We start from the raw sequence: 16,876 nt of genomic DNA, 5'->3' as shown, positions 1-16,876 counted from the left end.
AGTCACCGTGCGGCCTTTCCGTCGGCGCCGGTCGCGCCGCGCGTGTAGCGGGGGTGGACGATGCCGACGCAGCTGTAGGGCAGGCCGTCGGTCTCCTCTACGGGCACGCCGCGCTGTGCGGCGAGCAGCCGTACATGGTCGAGGTCGGCGCCCGCGCCGCGCCGGGCCAGGATGCGCCAGGGGACGCGGCGCAGCAGGACGCGGGTCGTCTCGCCGACCCCCGGCTTGATCAGGTTCACATCGCCGATGTCGTACGCCTCGCTGATGTCCTCCACGGCGCGCCAGCCCGCCCAGGTGGGGGTGCGGTCCGCGCCCGCCAGGGCCGCGGCGTCCTGGGCGGCGCTTTCCCCGACCGCGGGGAAGCACGCCGCGACGGTGTCCACGAAGTGCCGGGAGAGGTCGCTGCCCGCCAGCTCGCGGTAGAACTTCGCGCCGTGGAAGTCGTGCGGGCCCACCAGGTCGGCACGGAGCACGGTGCGGGATATCAGCCCGGAGACGGTGGAGTTGAGGCAGGCGGAGGGGATGAGGAAGTCCTCGCGGGTGCCGTAGGTGCGTACGCAGGAGCCCGGATCGGCGAGGACGGCCAGCTCGGGGTTGAAGCGTGGGTGTGCGGCGAGCGCCTGGGCCAGCTCACGGGTGATGGCGCCCTTGCCGGTCCAGCCGTCGATGAAGACGACGTCGGCCGGGTCGTGGTGGGCGGCCAGGTAGGCCAGCGCGTTGGTGTCGATGCCGCGGCCCCGCACGATCGAGACGGCGTAGTGCGGCAGATCCAGCCCGTGTGCGTACCGCGCCCAGCGGCGCATCAGGACCCCGACGGGCGTACCGGCCCGGGCCAGCGAGACGAGCACGGGGCGCGGCCCGCGCTCCGTGAGCACCATTTCGGTCACGGTGCCGACCGCGCGGGCGAGCCGCTCGGCCGCGGATTCCAGCGCGTCGTGGAACAGCTGCTGGTACTCCGCGGACGGCTGGTACTCCACGGGAAGCGACTCGGCGTAGTGCGCCCCGCCCGCCTGGATGGCCTCCTCCCGCTCCTCCGTTGGCGCCTCCAGTTCGACGTCGGACAGATCGCGAAGCAGCCACGCCACATCGTCGGCCGCGTACGAGGAGAAGGCGGGTCCGTGCAGGGACACGGGCGGGTTCGGCCGGGCGTTGTCCGGAACGTAGGCGGGGACGACGGACAGCAGCACCTGGGGCGCGCAGCCGGCAAGCTGGTCCAGCAGCCCGCCGGGGGCGTGCAGTGCGGGGGTGTCGCCCTCGCTGTCCACGACGGCGACCACGGCGTCGAAGCCCTGGCCCGCGATGTTGTAGGCGTAGCGCTCCGCCGGACCGTCCTTACCGGGCGCGTCATGCGCCGGGAAGCTCCGAGCGGTGCGTATCGCGTAGCCCGGGTCGTCGACGGGGAGGACGGGTGAACGGGTCGTCGTGGAGAAGCGGATTTCGGCACGGCCATTGGTGCGCTTTTCCATTTCAAACGCGAGCAGCAGCGGCGCGTACATCAGCTCCTCGTTACCGAGGACGAGAACGCGCGGCAGCTCGCCGCCGGCCCTCTCGCCCCACCCTGCCGACTCCAGTGCGGACAGCACGCGTTCGGCCATATCCGGCAGCGCGGCCTGAAGGCGGATCTGCTCGCGAGGGCCGAAGCCGTGCCGTCCGCCGTCCGGCAGCTCCTGGGGCCACCCGAGGTCCACCCGCTGTACGGTGCCCCGCGAAGCCGCCTCCTGCGCGGCCACCGGAGCACCGGCGTACTTCTCCACCAGTTCCCGGCCCCGCTCCAGCACGTCCCCGGGCAGCCCTGTGCGGCCGGCGGCGAGGGCCACCACATCGACGCCGGCACCCAGTTCGGCGGCGAACTTCTCCAGCGCCGCCACGTCCGCCTCGCCACGCATGTCGACCAGCGCGGCCACGACGTACCGGTCGCGCGGGTGGACGGCGTGCAGGGCCGCGATGGTGTTGCGTACGGTCCTGCCGGTGGACAGTTCGTCGTCCACCAGCACCAGCGGCCCGTCGGTGCGCAGCAGCTGCGGATCCTCGGGCAGCAGCAGGTGCGAGGTCGCGTGGCTGTGCTCCTCCTCGAAACCGCCGTACTGCTGCACCCCCGGCACCCGGCGCCGCGTCGAGTGCAGGGCGCTCATGCGGCTGCCCATGCTGTGCGCGACAGTGAGCCCGAGCCCTGTCGCGGTCTCCGCGAAGCCCAGCACGACCGAGCGGGCGGCCTCCTGGCCGCCGAGCAGCTCACGGACCTGCTTCCCCAGGCGGCAGCCCGCGCCCAGGACCGCCGTCGGGCGCTGCGGGATGTGCTTGCCCAGGACGGTGGAGACCAGCAGGTGGGCCCGCTTGGGGTTGCGCCGCAGGGCGAGCCCCAGCAGCCCCCGCAGGCCCTCGCCCTCCAGCCGCACCCCGAGCCGTTCGGCCACCCACGTGCCCGGCCACGCCTCCGCTCCGGCCGCGTCCGCAGCCGAGGACCTGGCCCCGGCTTCCGCCCCGGCACCCCCGACAGCCCCGGCTCCGACGTCCCGTACGCTTCCGTTCACTTGACTCCCGCCGCCAGCAGTTCGACGAAGCTCACGCCCTCGCGCGCCACCCCGAAGACCTCGCCGCGCAGCAGTGTGCGCTCGGCCCAGGCACGGTGCGGCTTCACCTCGTTCATCTTGTTCGTATACACGGAGCGCATCACTCCGCCTCCGCCGCGCTCGGGGCGCAGCACATCGGTCGCGTCGCAGAACTCCTCATGGCTGACGACCGACAGCGCGTGCACGAGAGCCACGTGAGAGGGGTGGATGCAGGTCTTGCCCAGCAGACCGTTCGCCCGGTCGAGCTCGATCTCGCGCAGCAGACCGTCCAGGTCGTGCTCGATCAGCGCGGTACGCACATCCTCGGCCCGGCCGCTCAGGAACGGGCTCTGCCGCAGCTGCGGCTTGAACATCCTCTCCTGCGGCCGGAAATATTCCCACACGGGACCGGTCACGGTGAACCCTGTGCCGTCGGCCCGGCCCAGCACATTCACCACATCCGCGATGACCGAGGCGACGATCTGCACGTCGTACGCCGTCATCTCCGGCGTACGGCGCAGCCCGTAGGCGGCGCAGAAGTCGGTGACGCCCAGGCGCAGCGCGAGGACCCGCTCGCGGTACTTGTCCAGGGTCCGGGCGATACCCGTCAGGGCGTCCGTGCGGGTCTCCCGGTGCAGCAGCTCGGGCGACTCCAGGACGGGCATCGCGAACAGCCGCCGTCCGCACGCCGCCTCCGCCTCGGTGAGCGCCTCCATGAAGGGCCCCGAACGGTCCTCGGTGAACTTGGGCAGCACAAAGCCCGACAGCAGCCGCACCGCGGTGCCCAGCCTGCGCACCAGCCCGGTGATCTGTCCCGACTCCCGCACCCGGACGAACAGCAGCGGCAGCGCGTCCTCCGTGGCGCGGTCGGCCAGCTCCCGCAGCTGCCGCACAAGGTTCTCCTCGGCCTGCGGCACCTCACCGTCGGCTATCGAGTCCTCCAGGCACAGCACCATCGAGACGACGCCGCGCGCCGTCTGCTTGAGGACGTCGTCGGCGAGTGAGGGTCTGGTGGCGGGACTGTAAAGAGTGGCGCCGAGCGCGATGGCGAGCGTCCTCGCCGGTGCATCGGGGGTGAACTCGGTCGGCTCGCGGTGGAAGAGCGCACTCCGGCGCTCAGGCGTCAGCTGCCTGAAATGCCGCATGAAAGACCCCCGTCTTGCCGTCTCAGCGTCCCTTTGTGGCTGCCATGGCGTGTATGGCCCGCCTGGTGCGTCGCGCGGTGGCGGTGGTCCTGCCGTGGCCGCCGTGGTGCCGCGTGGCTGCTCATCGTACGTATGGGGGCCGGTCACAAGTTCCCTCGGCTCCCTGAGCGGGCCGTAGCGCTCACTGCGGCTTCACATCGGGCGTCCCGGGCATCACGTCCCGCGTCCCCGGGATCACGCCCCGCGTTGTCGGCGACCTCCGTCCGGGGGCAGGATGAAGACATGACGCACGCGATGACGAAGGGATCGAACATCCAGCTGGAGTCCACGGCGGTGCGCGCCGTCCTCTGCTGGGCGCCTGGTGCTGGTGTGCCGGATGTCGATGCCTCGGCTCTGCTGCTCGGCCCGGACGGCAAGGTTCGCTCCGACGACGACTTCATCTTCTACAACCAGCCCCGCCACCCCTCCGGGCTGGTGCGGCACCTGGCCAAGAAGCGCGAGCCCGAGGGGCTGCGCGACACCGTCGAGGCGGACCTGGGCGCGCTGGACGCCTCCGTGGACCGCGTACTGCTGGCCGCCTCCGCGGACGGCGGAACCTTCTCCGCCGTCCGCGAGCTGCGGCTGCTGCTGCACGACGCGGACAACCCGGATGGCGCAACCGGCTCCGGGCACGGTGGGCAGCTGCTCGCGCGCTTCGACATAGAGCCGGAGACCGGCGCCGAGACCGCCATGGTCTGCGGTGAGCTGTACCGACGCGGCGACGGCTGGAAGTTCCGCGCACTGGGCCAGGGCTACGACACGGGACTGGTCGGCCTCGCCACCGAGTTCGGCATCACCGTCGACGAGGGCGAGGCCGATGACGCCGACGCCGGGAAGACCGAGGCCGACGCCGGCCGGGAGAGGGCGCGCACCCGGGAGCGCGCCCCGGAGGCCGATCCGGACGCGACCGTGGCCCATGTGCCCCGTCCCGACACGATCGGCTCCGAGGACTTCCGGCTGGGCCCGCCCGCCGCCACCGTGCCGCAGCCACCGCCCGAGCCCGACTTCCCGGAGCCCGACCCGGTGCCGCCCGAGCCGCACCCGGAGCCTTCGCCCCATCCGGAGCCCGGTCCGCCGCCCGGACCGCCGCCGGGGCCCGGCCCTGAACCGGTGCCGCCGGCGCCACCGGGGCCGCCTCCGGGGCCCACACCCGGCCCTGGCCCCGTTCCCGGGCCCGACCCCGCGCCGCCGCCCCCGCCGCCCGCTCCGGAGCCGCCGCAGCCCACCCCGTCGCCCGAGCCGCAGCCGGACCCGGCGGGGGTGGCAGCGGCGGGAGGGGCGGCGGCGTCGGCCGTCACGGCGCAGGTGCCACCGCCGGGAGCGCCGCCGTTCGGACCCCAGGGGGCGCCCGCCCCGCAGCCCGGCTACGGCTACGGCTACCCCCAGCCGCCGCACCACCCGCCCCAGCAGCCACCCGCCACTCAGCCCGCGTACGGCTATCCACAGCCCACCTACGGCTACCCCCAACCGGACCCGGCGTTCACGCTGCCGCCCCAGGGCCCACAGTTCCTCACCAACCGCTGAGGCCCCCGCCCCCGGCAGGCGACGAGGGCCGGGGGAGCCGTGACCCGGGACAGCTGGCAGCCGGGAGCCGGGACAGCCGACGCCTGGACCCGGAACAACCAGCTGCTGTGTCCGGACCTCAGGCCCGGCACACAGCAGCCCCTGCACGCAAGCAGCAGGCCCCGGGACGCAGGCACGCCCCCTGCACGCAGCAGGCCCCGGCCGGTGACCGGCCGGGGCCTGCTCGTGTCTGGCCCGGTGCGGCGCGATGCCGACGGCCCGGTCAGACCTTCTGCGTCTTGTAGCCCCGCCCCCATTGCAGACCCCAGCCGTAGAGCCGGTCCAGCTCTGCCTGGAAGCCGTAGACGTAGCGCACCTCGCGGCGCACCTTCAGCTCGCCCTTGACGTTCTCCATCAGCAGCACCGCGCAGGACCGCGCCTGCGGGGCACGCTCGTCCAGGCCCACCTCCACATGGGGGCCATTGCTGGGGATGAGCGTGACGACGGCATGGGTCCGGTCGAAGGCCGGGGTGCCGTCGTAGATGTAGACGAAGAAGAGCAGTCGCTTGATCTCGTCCCGGTGGTCGAGATTGACGTAGAGCGTCTCACCGGACGGTGAACCGAACCGGTCGTCCCCGGTGAGCTTGACGTACGGCGGCGCGTTCCAGTCCCCCAGGAAGTTGCCGAGCGGCTGGACGACGCCCTTGCTGCCGTCCACCAGCTCGTACATACAGGCCAGGTCGAGGTCCACGTTGACGACGCCCTGGGTGTGCGCCTGCACCACGGGGGTCGGCTTCAGAGCCCGGAGCGGGTGCCGCAGCGAACCGCCGGTACGTCTGCCGATGCCCTCCACGTCCGAACTGCGCATCCGCCAGGAGAGATTGACCTGCATGCTGCCGGTGTCGGCCCCCTGTTTGGTCAGCGACAGCTCGGAGTGCCGTTTGGTCAGCTCCATCGCATACGTCGACGGACCGCCGACCGTGTCGAACTTGGGTCCGCGCCGGGACATTCCCACACCCCGCCGCCAGTTCTCCCACAGGGAGACCATCCCGCACCCCCACTCGTGCTCGAGCCCAACTCACCACAGCGGGGCGGCTCGGGGACGGCGGTGCGGACCGCTGGGTCCGCGCCGTCGCTTCAAGCCGCCCCGCTGGGAGCGTTCCTCGTTTGGCAGGCGGTCACACGCGCGCGGTGACCTCGGATTGTTCGGACTCGTCCCCGCCGCCCCCGTCTCCCCCATTGGCCTCGATCGCACGATTGCGACGCAGCGAGGACCAGAAGGAGGCGGCGATCAGCACCACACCGATGGTGCCGGTGATGACCTCGTTGATCTGGTACTTGACGGTGATGAGCAGGATCGCGGCAAGCGCGCCGATCGCGTAGTGCGCACCGTGCTCCAGGTAGACGTAGTCGTCCAGGGTGCCCTGGCGCACCAGGTAGACCGTGAGCGAACGGACGTACATCGCGCCGATGCCCAGGCCGAGCGCCATCCAGAAGATCTGGTTGGTGACCGCGAAGGCGCCGATCACGCCGTCGAAGGAGAACGAGGCGTCCAGCACCTCCAGGTAGAGGAACATGAAGAAGGCCGCCTTGCCCGCCATTCCGACAGCCGAGGGCTGCTTCCCGGCCTTCTTGGCCGCTTCTTCCTCTTCCTGTTCGCGCTCTTCCTCCTCCTCGAGTTTGTCCTCGAAGTAGCCGGAGAGGCCGCCGACGATCAGATACGTGACCAGCCCGGCGACGCCGGAGAGCAGCACCGTGCCGGACTTGTCCGCGTGCCCGACGTGCTGGTGCGCGGCGGTGGCCAGCATGGTCGCCGTCACCAGCAGCACGATCATCGCGATGCAGACGGAAAGACCGTTGACCTTGCCGAGCTTGGAGAGCGGACGCTCCAGCCAGCCGATCCACTTCTCGTCCCGGTCCTCGAAGATGAAGTCGAGGAAGATCATCAGCAGGAACATCCCGCCGAACGCGGCGATGGCCGGATGTGCGTCCGTGACCAGCTGTTCGTACCGGTCGGGATTGTCGAGCGCGACCTGTACGGCCTCGATCGGGCCGACTTTCGCGCTGATGGCGACGATAATGACCGGGAAGATCAGCCGCATGCCGAATACCGCGATCAGAATGCCGATGGTGAGGAAGATCTTCTGCCAGAAGGCGTTCATCTTCTTCAGTACGCCGGCGTTGACGACCGCGTTGTCGAACGACAACGAAATCTCGAGGATGGAAAGGATCGCCACGAGGGCGAACGCCTCCCACCCCCAGAAGAACGCCGCTGCGGCCAACCCGACGGCGGTGACGCCGAAGGACCAACCAAAGGTTTTCAGGAGCACTGGCTTCCCAATCCGGTATCCGGTCTACATAGGTTTACAAAGGGGATGAAAGACCCGGGACGACCACCACTTCGGAGCCGTCCAGGCAGTGTGCCGCAACCAGGCGACCGCCGCCGTTAAGCGACGTTGACGCCGAAGTCTAGAGCGATGCCCCTCAGCCCCGACGCGTACCCCTGGCCAACTGCGCGGAACTTCCATTCTCCGTTGTAGCGGTACAGCTCCCCGAAGATCATTGCCGTCTCCGAAGAGGCGTCCTCGGTGAGGTCGTAGCGCGCCAGCTCGATCCCGTCCTCCCGGTTGATGACGCGGATGTACGCCTCGGCGACCTGGCCAAATGTCTGGTGCCGGTTCTCGGCGTCGTAGATCGAGACCGGGAAGACGATCTTGTCCACCTGCGCGGGGACCAGTGAGAGGTCCACCAGCACCGTCTCGTCGTCCTGGCTGCCGGTGCCGCCGACCAGTTCGTCACCGGTGTGCTCGACGGAGCCCTCGGGGCTCTTGAGGTTGTTGTAGAAGATGAAGTAGTCGTCGCCGAGGACCCGGCCGCCGGAGCACAGCAGTGCGCTCGCGTCGAGGTCAAAGGCGGCGCCCGTGGTGGAACGGGCCTTCCAGCCCAGACCGACTTGTACCTGGGTCAGATTCGGTGCGGCCTTCGAGAGGGAGACGTTTCCCCCCTTGGCGAGCGTCACGCTCATGTTCTGGTCCTCTCCCCGGCTTGTGGCACGACCGTGCAGCGCACCACGGTGGATCCAAGTGTCTCCGTACCACCGAGCGCCGCACACCTCCGGGTCACGGAAGTCTGCGGCGCCCGTGGCTGCCGGTCCCCGGCAGGCGTGCCGCACCGGCCCGCTCGCGGGCCGGTGGCGGATACCCGTCGGGTTCCTCAGACGTTCACGCCGAAGTCCTGCGCGATGCCGCGCAGGCCGGAGGCGTAACCCTGGCCGATGGCGCGGAACTTCCACTCCGCGCCGTGACGGTAGAGCTCGCCGAAGACCATCGCCGTCTCCGTCGATGCGTCCTCGCTGAGGTCGTAGCGCGCCAGCTCGACGTTGTCGGCCTGGTTGAGGACGCGGATGTAGGCATTCCGCACCTGGCCGAAGCTCTGCTGACGGCTCTCCGCCTCGTAGATCGAGACGGGGAAGACGATCTTCTCGACGTCAGCGGGCACCCCGACGAGGTTCACCTTGATGACCTCGTCGTCGCCTTCTCCCTCACCGGTGAGGTTGTCGCCGGTGTGCTCCACGGAGCCGTCGGGGCTCTTGAGGTTGTTGAAGAACACGAAGTTCTGGTCGTTGGCGACCTTGCCCTCCGCGTTCGTCAGCAGGGCGCTCGCATCGAGGTCGAAGTCGCTGCCGGTGGTCGTACGCGCGTCCCAGCCCAGACCGACGATGACCGCGGTCAGGTTGGGCGCTTCCTTGGTCAGCGAGACGTTGCCGCCCTTGCTGAGGCTGACTCCCACGAGTCCTCCTGGTCAGTTGTTTCGGTGATTCCTGAGGAGCACCGCGTGCCCCCGTGTTTGTGGATGCCGTCGGATCAACGATTCGATCCTAGTGAGCGGTTCCCCGGGACACAGCCCTCTTACAGAGCGGAATCGGGGTTGTTCCGAGCGTCGCCGGGAGCGCCTGGAAGCGCCCCCCGGCGCGGCGGCCGGCAGCGTCAGAGCTTCTCGAGCGCCGTGACGTAGTCCTTGAGGTCCCGGGCGTCGGGCAGACCGTTGACGACGGTCCAGCGCACGGTGCCCTCCTTGTCGATGATGAAGGTGCCACGCACCGCGCAGCCCTTCTCCTCGTCGAAGACCCCGTAGGCGCGGGACGCCTCGCCGTGCGGCCAGAAGTCGGACAGCAGCGGGTACTCCAGCCCCTCCTGCTCGGCGAATACGCGCAGCGCGAACGGCGAGTCGTTGGAGACCGCCAGCAGCTGCACATCGTCGTTGACGAACCGGGGCAGCTCGTCCCGCAGGGCGCACAGCTCGCCGGTGCACACACCGGTGAAGGCGAAGGGGTAGAAGAGCAGGACGACGTTCTTCTTGCCCTGATAGTCGGAGAGCCGCACGGCCTGGCCGTGCTGGTCCTTGAGCTCGATGTCGGGCGCCTTGGTGCCGGCCTCGATCGCCATGGCACGTTCCCTTCGGTGGGCGGACAAAGACGCCCCCACCCTATGCACCGAGCCCCTGCCGGCCAGGGGCCGGTCAGGGGCTCGTCGAATACCCGCCGGAACACGTCGGGCACACACCGGTAGCAATCGAATGCGGCGCCAGGAGGCAGCCAGGACGGGGTCCGGACCAGGACGGGGCCCGGACGGAAGGATCCCGAACGGGAAGCATCCTGAAAGCGCCGCCGGACGCGGTGCGCCGACGCCGTGGCGACCGGAGCGGGGGTGCCGCCTCAGCGCTTGTTCGGGGCGCCCTTCGGGGTGACCAGACGGCTGCCCGTCCAGTCCTTGGCCGCGTTGAAGCTCTTGGTCTGGGAGAGACCGGCGGTCTGGGACGCCTCACCGATGTCGCTGGGCTCCACGTAGCCCTCGCGGCCCGTCTTGGGGGTCAGCAGCCAGACGGGAGCACCCTCGTCGATCATCGTGGTCGCGTCCACCAGCGCGTCCGTCAGATCACCGTCCTCGTCGCGGAACCACAGCACCACGGCGTCGGCCACATCGCCGTAATCCTCGTCGACCAGCTCCGTGCCGGTGATCTCCTCGATGGACTCGCGGAGCTCCTGGTCGACGTCGTCGTCGTAGCCGATCTCCTGGACCACCTGCCCGGGCTGGAAACCCAGCCTTGCGGCGGGGTTGGTCCGCTCCTCCGCGTGGTCCGCGGTCGCGCTCACGGATTGCCTCCAGTCATGTCTTGCGAATATGGGGTTGCGGCCCCGCGCGTACGCGAGGCATGAGCCGTAGTCCACACGGGCGGGCCGGATCACGCAAGTACCCGGCCTTCGATCCCGCCCAAACGTTGACGTCTCATCCCACAATGCCTGATCGAGAGTGATTCAGGCCACATTGCAGCCGCTGGGATCTGCCAGGTTTGCCCCGGCTGAGCCTGGGGAGCCGTAGGGGTGCATCCCCGGGCCGAACGGATGTTTGGGGTGACCGGAGCGGAGTGCGGGTCCGCCCCGGAACGGGCGTAAGGTTGCAGTTTGACCGCCACGTTGTCCCTGCGTAAGCCACCCTTCCGGTCCGCCTCGAGAGGTGCTGGGTTACTTATCGGTAGAGGTGACGACACAGCGGCGGCGGTACACGATGGAGGCGGCACGCCACCCACCACGACCCACGGCGTCCACCGCCGCCCGGCCCCCGAGCACCACCCGACCGATACAGCGAAGGAACAGCGTGGCTTCCGGATCCGATCGCAACCCGATCATCATTGGCGGCCTTCCCAGCCAGGTCCCGGATTTCGATCCTGAAGAGACCCGGGAATGGCTCGACTCGCTCGACGCCGCCGTCGACGAGCGCGGACGGGAACGCGCCCGCTATCTCATGCTCCGGCTCATCGAGCGCGCCCGCGAGAAGCGCGTCGCCGTCCCGGAGATGCGCAGCACGGACTACGTCAACACCATCGCGACCAAGGACGAGCCGTTCTTCCCCGGCAACGAGGAGATCGAGCGCAAGGTTCTGAACGCGACCCGCTGGAACGCGGCGGTCATGGTCTCGCGTGCCCAGCGTCCGGGGATCGGGGTGGGCGGCCACATCGCCACCTTCGCCTCCTCCGCCTCGCTGTACGACGTGGGCTTCAACCACTTCTTCCGTGGCAAGGACGAGGGCGACGGCGGCGACCAGATCTTCTTCCAGGGGCACGCCTCCCCCGGCATCTACGCCCGCGCCTATCTGCTCGACCGGCTCAGCGAGGCCCAGCTCGACGGCTTCCGGCAGGAGAAGAGCAAGGCACCGCACGGGCTTTCCAGCTATCCGCACCCGCGGCTGATGCCGGACTTCTGGGAGTTCCCCACCGTCTCCATGGGCCTGGGCCCGATCGGCGCGATCCACCAGGCGCGGATGAACCGCTACATGGAGGCCCGCGGCATCGCCGACACCTCCAAATCGCGGGTGTGGGCCTTCCTCGGCGACGGCGAGATGGACGAGCCCGAGTCGCTGGGCCAGCTCTCGCTGGCCGCCCGTGAGGGGCTGGACAACCTCACCTTCGTCATCAACTGCAACCTGCAGCGGCTGGACGGGCCGGTCCGCGGCAACGGCAAGGTCATCCAGGAGCTGGAGTCCTACTTCCGGGGCGCCGGCTGGAACGTGATCAAGCTGGTGTGGGACCGCTCCTGGGACCCGCTGCTGGCCCAGGACCGGGACGGCGTGCTGGTCAACAAGCTGAACACGACGCCGGACGGTCAGTTCCAGACCTATGCGACCGAGAGCGGCGCCTACATCCGCGAGCACTTCTTCGGGGGTGACCAGCGGCTGCGCAAGATGGTCGAGGGCATGACCGACGACCAGCTCCTGCATCTGGGCCGCGGCGGCCACGACCACCGCAAGGTCTATGCGGCCTACAAGGCGGCAGCCGAGCACAAGGGGCAGCCGACCGTCATTCTGGCGCAGACGATCAAGGGCTGGACGCTGGGCCCCAATTTCGAGGGCCGCAACGCCACCCACCAGATGAAGAAGCTGACGGTCGACGACCTCAAGGGCTTCCGCGACCGGCTGCACCTGCCGATCCCCGACAGCGAGCTGGAGTCGGGCCTGCCGCCCTACTACCACCCGGGCCGCGACTCGGAAGAGATCCAGTACATGCACGACCGCCGCAAGGAGTGCGGCGGCTACGTACCGACGCGGGTCAACCGGGCCAAGCCGCTGCAACTGCCGGACGAGAAGGCGTACGCCACGCTGAAGAAGGGCTCGGGGCAGCAGCAGATCGCCACCACGATGGCGTTCGTCCGGCTGCTGAAGGACCTGATGCGGGACAAGGAGATCGGCAAGCGCTTCGTGCCGATCGCGCCCGACGAGTACCGCACCTTCGGAATGGACTCGTTCTTCCCCTCGGCCAAGATCTACAACCCGCTGGGGCAGCTCTACGAGTCCGTCGACCGCGAACTGCTGCTGGCCTACAAGGAGTCGCCGACCGGGCAGATGCTGCACGACGGCATCTCGGAGGCGGGCTGCACCGCCGCCGCCATCGCCGCGGGCTCCGCTTACGCCACCCACGGTGAGCCGCTGATCCCGATCTACGTCTTCTACTCGATGTTCGGCTTCCAGCGGACCGGCGACCAGTTCTGGCAGATGGCCGACCAGATGGCGCGCGGCTTCGTCCTGGGTGCCACCGCGGGACGCACCACGCTCACCGGTGAGGGCCTCCAGCACGCCGACGGCCACTCGCAGTTGCTCGCCTCCACCAACCCGGCGGCGGTCGCTTACGACCCGGCCTTCGGCTTCGAGATCGCCCATATCGTCCGGGACGGGCTCCGCAGGATGTACGGCTCCAGCGAGGAACACCCGCAGGGCGAGGACATCTTCTACTACCTGACCGTCTACAACGAGCCCATCCAGCAGCCGGCCGAGCCGGAGAACGTGGACGTGGAGGGCATCCTCAAGGGGCTCTACCGCTACCAGGCGGGCGAGCAGGGCACCCACGCCGCGCAGATCCTGGCCTCCGGTGTGGCCCTGCCGTGGGCGCTGGAGGCACAGCGGATCCTCGCCGACGAGTGGGATGTGAAGGCCGACGTGTGGTCGGCGACCTCGTGGAACGAGCTGCGGCGCGAGGCCGTGGAGGTGGAGGAGCACAACCTCCTGCACCCCGACGAGGAGCAGCGCCTCCCCTACGTCACCCGCAAACTGCAGGGCGCCGAGGGACCCAAGGTGGCGGTCTCGGACTGGATGCGGGCCGTACCGGACCAGATCTCGCGCTGGGTTCCGGGCACCTACCAGTCGCTGGGTGCCGACGGGTTCGGCTTCGCCGATACCCGGGGCGCCGCACGCCGCTACTTCCACATCGACGCGCAGTCGATCGTGCTGGGCGTGCTGACCGAGCTGGCCAAGGAGGGGAAGGTGGACCGCTCCGCGCTGAAGCAGGCCATCGACCGCTACCAGCTGCTGGAGGTGGCGGCGGCCGACCCGGGCACCGCCGGCGGCGACGCCTGAGCCAGGTCCCGTACGCCGGGAGCCGTCCGGCTCCCGGCCCGGGCCGGGCGGCCGGGTGCGGTCCGCTCCAGGACCGCACCCGGCCGCTCGCATGCAGGGCCCGTGCAGGCGCCCCGCGGATGCGGCGGGCATCTCAGTGCTCCCAGACCTTGAAGGCGCGTGCCCGGTAGGGCAGCTCAGGTGTCCAGGAGCCTGAGGGGTAGGTGTCGAACTCGGCCGTCTCCGCGCACTTCTTGCTCTGATAGAGCGTGACGGGACGACCCGTGCGGTTCGCCACCGAGGTGGCCGAGGCCCCGCCCCGTAGTGGCGTACAGCTTTCGATGTCGATGCCGCTCAACTCGTTGACGTGCGGCTTCCCCTTGAACCGCGGGCGCTCCCACAGACACAGCTCACCCGGCCCGCACTTGCCCAGCCGGGAACCGTCGCCTTGCTTTGCGGCTCGCTGCTGGGGCCCGTGCTGCGTCTGTGCTCCCGACGGCTGCGCGGCGGCTGTGAGCACCACCGCGAGCGCTGTCGCGGCCAGCATCCCGGCCGCCGTCCTCGGACCTCGTCCGAACATGCCTTTCATGGCTGATCACTCCCCCCGCTGAAGGCCGGGCACGTGCTCGCCCGGCGTGTGACCAGCATGTCCGCCCCGCCGAAGGGCCGCCAAGAGCAAGCGGCCCGGTTCACCGGGACAGGTGGCGGAGTTGTCCACAACTCGCGAGTTATCCACCGTCCCGGCGCTACCGGGCCAGGAGAATGCCGGAATAATTCCGGTCCGTCAGATGTGCGCGTTCTGTCCGTCGGATGTGCACCGACGGCCGGTCAGGTGCATCGCCGGGCACGGGAGATGTGCGCCCGACGGCCCGTCAGACGTGAACGGACGGACCTGCGTCGTTCTTGCCGCGGCTGGTGAAGACGGCGACGCCCGCGGCCAGGACCGAGACGATGCCCGCGCAGACGAACGCCAGGCTCATGCCGGAGACGAAGGAGTCGTGCACCACGTGCTTGATCGCCTGGGCCATCTGCTCCGGCGTGCCCTTGGGTACGGGCGCGATGCCGACCTCGGCGGCGTCCTTGAGGGCGGCTTCCTTCTTCTCGGGCAGCGGCGGCAGCTTGGCCTCGGCCCACTTGTGCGGGAGTTCGCTGCCGACCCGGGAGGCCATCACGGCACCGAGCACGGCCGTACCGAGGCTGCCGCCCACCTGCATGGCGGCCTGCTGAAGACCGCCCGCGACACCGGCGTGCTGCAACGGGGCGTTCCCGACGATCACTTCGGTGGCGCCGACCATCACCGGGGCGAGCCCCAGCCCGAGCAGGGCGAACCAGAGGGAGGTGATCGCCATGCCGCTGTCCGTCTCCAGCGTGGAGAGGCCGAACATGGCGACGGCGGCCAGCACCATGGCGCAGACCAGCGGGATGCGCGGGCCGACCTTGGTGATGACGGTGCCTGCCAGCGGCGAGGCGACGATCATCATCGCGGTCAGCGGCAGCAGCCGCAGTCCGCTGTCCACCGGCGAGAGCCCGTTGACGTTCTGCAGGTAGAAGGTGACGAAGAAGATGCCGCCCATGAAACCGAAGGCCATGAGCACCATCAGTACGGTGCCGGCGGCCAGCGGCACCGAGCGGAACATGCTCATCGGCAGCAACGGCTCCTTGACCTTCGTCTCCCAGAAGCCGAAGAGGGCGAAGGCCACCACGGAGACCGCCAGGAAGCCGAGCGTCTTGGGGTCACCCCAGTGCCAGTCGGGGGCCTTGATGATCGCCCAGACGAGACAGAACATCGCGCCCGACAGCAGGACGATGCCCAGCAGGTCGAAGGAGCGGGGAGCGTCCTCAGCGCGCCGGTCGAGCAGCAGCACCAGCCCCATCACCAGCGCGAGCGCTCCGACGGGGACGTTGATGAAGAAGACCGACTCCCAGCCCTTGTGCTCGACCAGTAGTCCGCCCACGATCGGCCCGGCCGCGGTCGAGGCGCCGATGACCGCACCCCAGATACCGATGGCCGCGTTCAGCCGCTCCGCGGGGAAGGAAGCGCGCAGCAGTCCGAGCGCTGCGGGCATGAGCAGGGCGCCGCATATGCCCTGGAGCACGCGGAAGGTGATGACGAGGGCGACGCTGCCGGACATTCCGATGGCGGCGGAGGCGACCGCGAAACCGACCACACCGGCCAGGAAGGTCTGGCGGTGCCCGAAGCGGTCACCCAGCTTGCCCGCCGTTATCAGCGAGACCGCGAGCGCGAGCAGATAGCCGTTGGTGATCCACTGGACGTCGGCGAGGGAGGCGTCGAGGTCGTCCTGGATGGCGGGGTTGGCGATGGCGACGATCGTCCCGTCGAGGGCGACCATCGCGACACCGAAGGCGACGGTGACGAGAGTCAGCCACGGGTGCCCGCGCAGCCCGCCGCGGGTCTCCCGGCCACCACCCTCGGGGCTTGCTGGATCCGGCGCGCCATGCGCGACGGTGCTGGTCTGGGTGCTCATAGCGCGAGAGTAATGACAGCGACTGACAATTGACAAACCAAACTATTAGCCGGTAAATGTCAAACGAAGCTCACGTATCGTGAGCATCCCGAACCAGGAGAGGAAGCGGCTTTGACCGGTCTGCGTGAACGGAAGAAACAGCGCACGAGGGACGCCCTGATCCTGGCGGCCCATGAGCTCTTCGTCACGCAGGGCTACGAAACCACCACGGTCGACCAGATCGCCGAAGCCGTCGACGTCTCCCAGCGCACCTTCTTCCGCTACTTCGCGAACAAGGAGGAAGTCGCGCTCTTCATGCAGGACATGGTGGGACAGCTCTACTACGAGGCCGTCTGCGCCCGCCCGCCCGGAGAGCCTCCGCTGGAGTGCCTGCGCACCACCCTCGACGACGTGTGGGACGAGGTCGGCGAGGCCGTGGAGGAAATCACACCACTTGACCTGCACCTGAAGATGTGCCAGATCATCGAGGTGACTCCCGCGCTGCTCGCCGCGCACCTTCGGCACTCGTCGCTGATGGAGGAGAAGCTCGTCCAGGAGATCGCCCGGCGCACCGGCCTGGACGCCGAGAAGGACCCGCGGCCACGGGTACTGGTGGCGGCCTTCAGCGGTGTGATGCGCACCGCCGGACGGCAATGGAGCCTGAGCAGCAACGCCTCCCTGGAGCTGGCGCGCGAGGTCACCCGTGATTACGTAGCGCAACTGGGGCCCGCGCTCTCGGCGGACTGGGACAAGCAGCGCTGAACCCGACTGCCGTCCCCTGCACGGCAGTTGCG

General features: G+C 69.5%; 13 protein-coding genes. 3 read left to right on the top strand and 10 right to left on the bottom strand.

The annotated features are described in order from the left end of the window. Nucleotides 1-2 precede the first annotated feature (2 nt). Nucleotides 3-2,531: a phosphoribosyltransferase gene (locus ACTWQF_RS23870; protein WP_443281681.1), complete on the bottom strand. Its 2,529-nt coding sequence runs from the start codon at nt 2,529-2,531 to the stop codon at nt 3-5. Then, nucleotides 2,528-3,694, bottom strand: coding sequence for an HpcH/HpaI aldolase/citrate lyase family protein (locus tag ACTWQF_RS23865; protein ID WP_443281680.1), 1,167 nt, complete (start codon nt 3,692-3,694; stop codon nt 2,528-2,530). The genes ACTWQF_RS23870 and ACTWQF_RS23865 overlap by 4 nt, the downstream gene beginning before the upstream one ends. A gap of 282 nt (nt 3,695-3,976) precedes the next feature. On the opposite strand from ACTWQF_RS23865, the gene ACTWQF_RS23860 reads away from it, so the two are divergent. After that, complete coding sequence (locus tag ACTWQF_RS23860; protein ID WP_443281679.1) at nt 3,977-5,257, top strand: TerD family protein; 1,281 nt, start codon at nt 3,977-3,979, stop codon at nt 5,255-5,257. 262 nt (nt 5,258-5,519) lie between these two features. Here the strand turns inward: ACTWQF_RS23860 and ACTWQF_RS23855 are convergent, their stop codons facing one another. The 6 genes from ACTWQF_RS23855 to ACTWQF_RS23830 form a co-directional block, all read right to left on the bottom strand. Continuing rightward, entirely contained in the window at nt 5,520-6,284 is a 765-nt protein-coding gene (locus ACTWQF_RS23855) for a TerD family protein (protein WP_443281678.1), read from the bottom strand. A 130-nt stretch (nt 6,285-6,414) separates the two neighbouring features. Next, nucleotides 6,415-7,566, bottom strand: coding sequence for a DUF475 domain-containing protein (locus ACTWQF_RS23850; RefSeq protein WP_443281677.1), 1,152 nt, complete (start codon nt 7,564-7,566; stop codon nt 6,415-6,417). A 116-nt stretch (nt 7,567-7,682) separates the two neighbouring features. Further along, nucleotides 7,683-8,261 carry a TerD family protein gene (locus ACTWQF_RS23845; protein ID WP_443281676.1) on the bottom strand — a complete coding sequence of 193 codons (579 nt, stop codon included), beginning with the start codon at nt 8,259-8,261 and terminating at the stop codon, nt 7,683-7,685. 188 nt (nt 8,262-8,449) lie between these two features. Further along, nucleotides 8,450-9,025, bottom strand: a complete 576-nt coding sequence (locus tag ACTWQF_RS23840; RefSeq protein ID WP_443281675.1) for a TerD family protein — start codon at nt 9,023-9,025, stop codon at nt 8,450-8,452. A 197-nt stretch (nt 9,026-9,222) separates the two neighbouring features. Then, complete coding sequence (locus tag ACTWQF_RS23835; RefSeq protein WP_443281674.1) at nt 9,223-9,681, bottom strand: peroxiredoxin; 459 nt, start codon at nt 9,679-9,681, stop codon at nt 9,223-9,225. A gap of 269 nt (nt 9,682-9,950) precedes the next feature. Beyond that, complete coding sequence (locus ACTWQF_RS23830) at nt 9,951-10,388, bottom strand: DUF3052 domain-containing protein (RefSeq protein ID WP_099880468.1); 438 nt, start codon at nt 10,386-10,388, stop codon at nt 9,951-9,953. 502 nt (nt 10,389-10,890) lie between these two features. Here ACTWQF_RS23830 and aceE point away from each other — a divergent pair. Beyond that, the gene (gene aceE / locus ACTWQF_RS23825) at nt 10,891-13,638 is read left to right on the top strand and encodes a pyruvate dehydrogenase (acetyl-transferring), homodimeric type (RefSeq protein WP_443281673.1); all 2,748 of its coding nucleotides are present in this window, start codon (nt 10,891-10,893) and stop codon (nt 13,636-13,638) included. A gap of 133 nt (nt 13,639-13,771) precedes the next feature. On the opposite strand, the gene ACTWQF_RS23820 is transcribed toward aceE, so the two are convergent. Together ACTWQF_RS23820 and ACTWQF_RS23815 are read right to left on the bottom strand one after the other, a co-directional pair. Next, nucleotides 13,772-14,206, bottom strand: a complete 435-nt coding sequence (locus ACTWQF_RS23820) for a peptidase inhibitor family I36 protein (RefSeq protein WP_443281672.1) — start codon at nt 14,204-14,206, stop codon at nt 13,772-13,774. A 283-nt stretch (nt 14,207-14,489) separates the two neighbouring features. Then, nucleotides 14,490-16,103 (bottom strand): MFS transporter, encoded by a 1,614-nt coding sequence (locus ACTWQF_RS23815; protein WP_443281671.1) that lies wholly within the window; start codon nt 16,101-16,103, stop codon nt 14,490-14,492. 111 nt (nt 16,104-16,214) lie between these two features. Between ACTWQF_RS23815 and ACTWQF_RS23810 the strand changes: the two genes are divergently transcribed. Beyond that, entirely contained in the window at nt 16,215-16,844 is a 630-nt protein-coding gene (locus ACTWQF_RS23810) for a TetR/AcrR family transcriptional regulator (RefSeq protein WP_443281670.1), read from the top strand. The last annotated feature ends 32 nt before the right edge of the window (nt 16,845-16,876 follow it).

The organism is Streptomyces sp. 8N114 (assembly GCF_052245835.1).
In the GTDB taxonomy this organism is placed as follows: domain Bacteria; phylum Actinomycetota; class Actinomycetes; order Streptomycetales; family Streptomycetaceae; genus Streptomyces.
The sequence above is the reverse complement of the archived record's forward strand: the minus strand, read 5'-3'. Positions and strand labels throughout refer to the sequence as shown.

Coding starts and splice junctions, on each gene's coding strand:
- ACTWQF_RS23865 (WP_443281680.1), bottom strand. CDS start 3,694: ATGCGGCATTTCAGGCAGCTGACGCCTGAGCGCCGGAGTGCGCTCTTC.
- ACTWQF_RS23835 (WP_443281674.1), bottom strand. CDS start 9,681: ATGGCGATCGAGGCCGGCACCAAGGCGCCCGACATCGAGCTCAAGGAC.
- ACTWQF_RS23815 (WP_443281671.1), bottom strand. CDS start 16,103: ATGAGCACCCAGACCAGCACCGTCGCGCATGGCGCGCCGGATCCAGCA.
- ACTWQF_RS23845 (WP_443281676.1), bottom strand. CDS start 8,261: ATGAGCGTGACGCTCGCCAAGGGGGGAAACGTCTCCCTCTCGAAGGCC.
- ACTWQF_RS23820 (WP_443281672.1), bottom strand. CDS start 14,206: ATGAAAGGCATGTTCGGACGAGGTCCGAGGACGGCGGCCGGGATGCTG.
- ACTWQF_RS23855 (WP_443281678.1), bottom strand. CDS start 6,284: ATGGTCTCCCTGTGGGAGAACTGGCGGCGGGGTGTGGGAATGTCCCGG.
- ACTWQF_RS23860 (WP_443281679.1), top strand. CDS start 3,977: ATGACGCACGCGATGACGAAGGGATCGAACATCCAGCTGGAGTCCACG.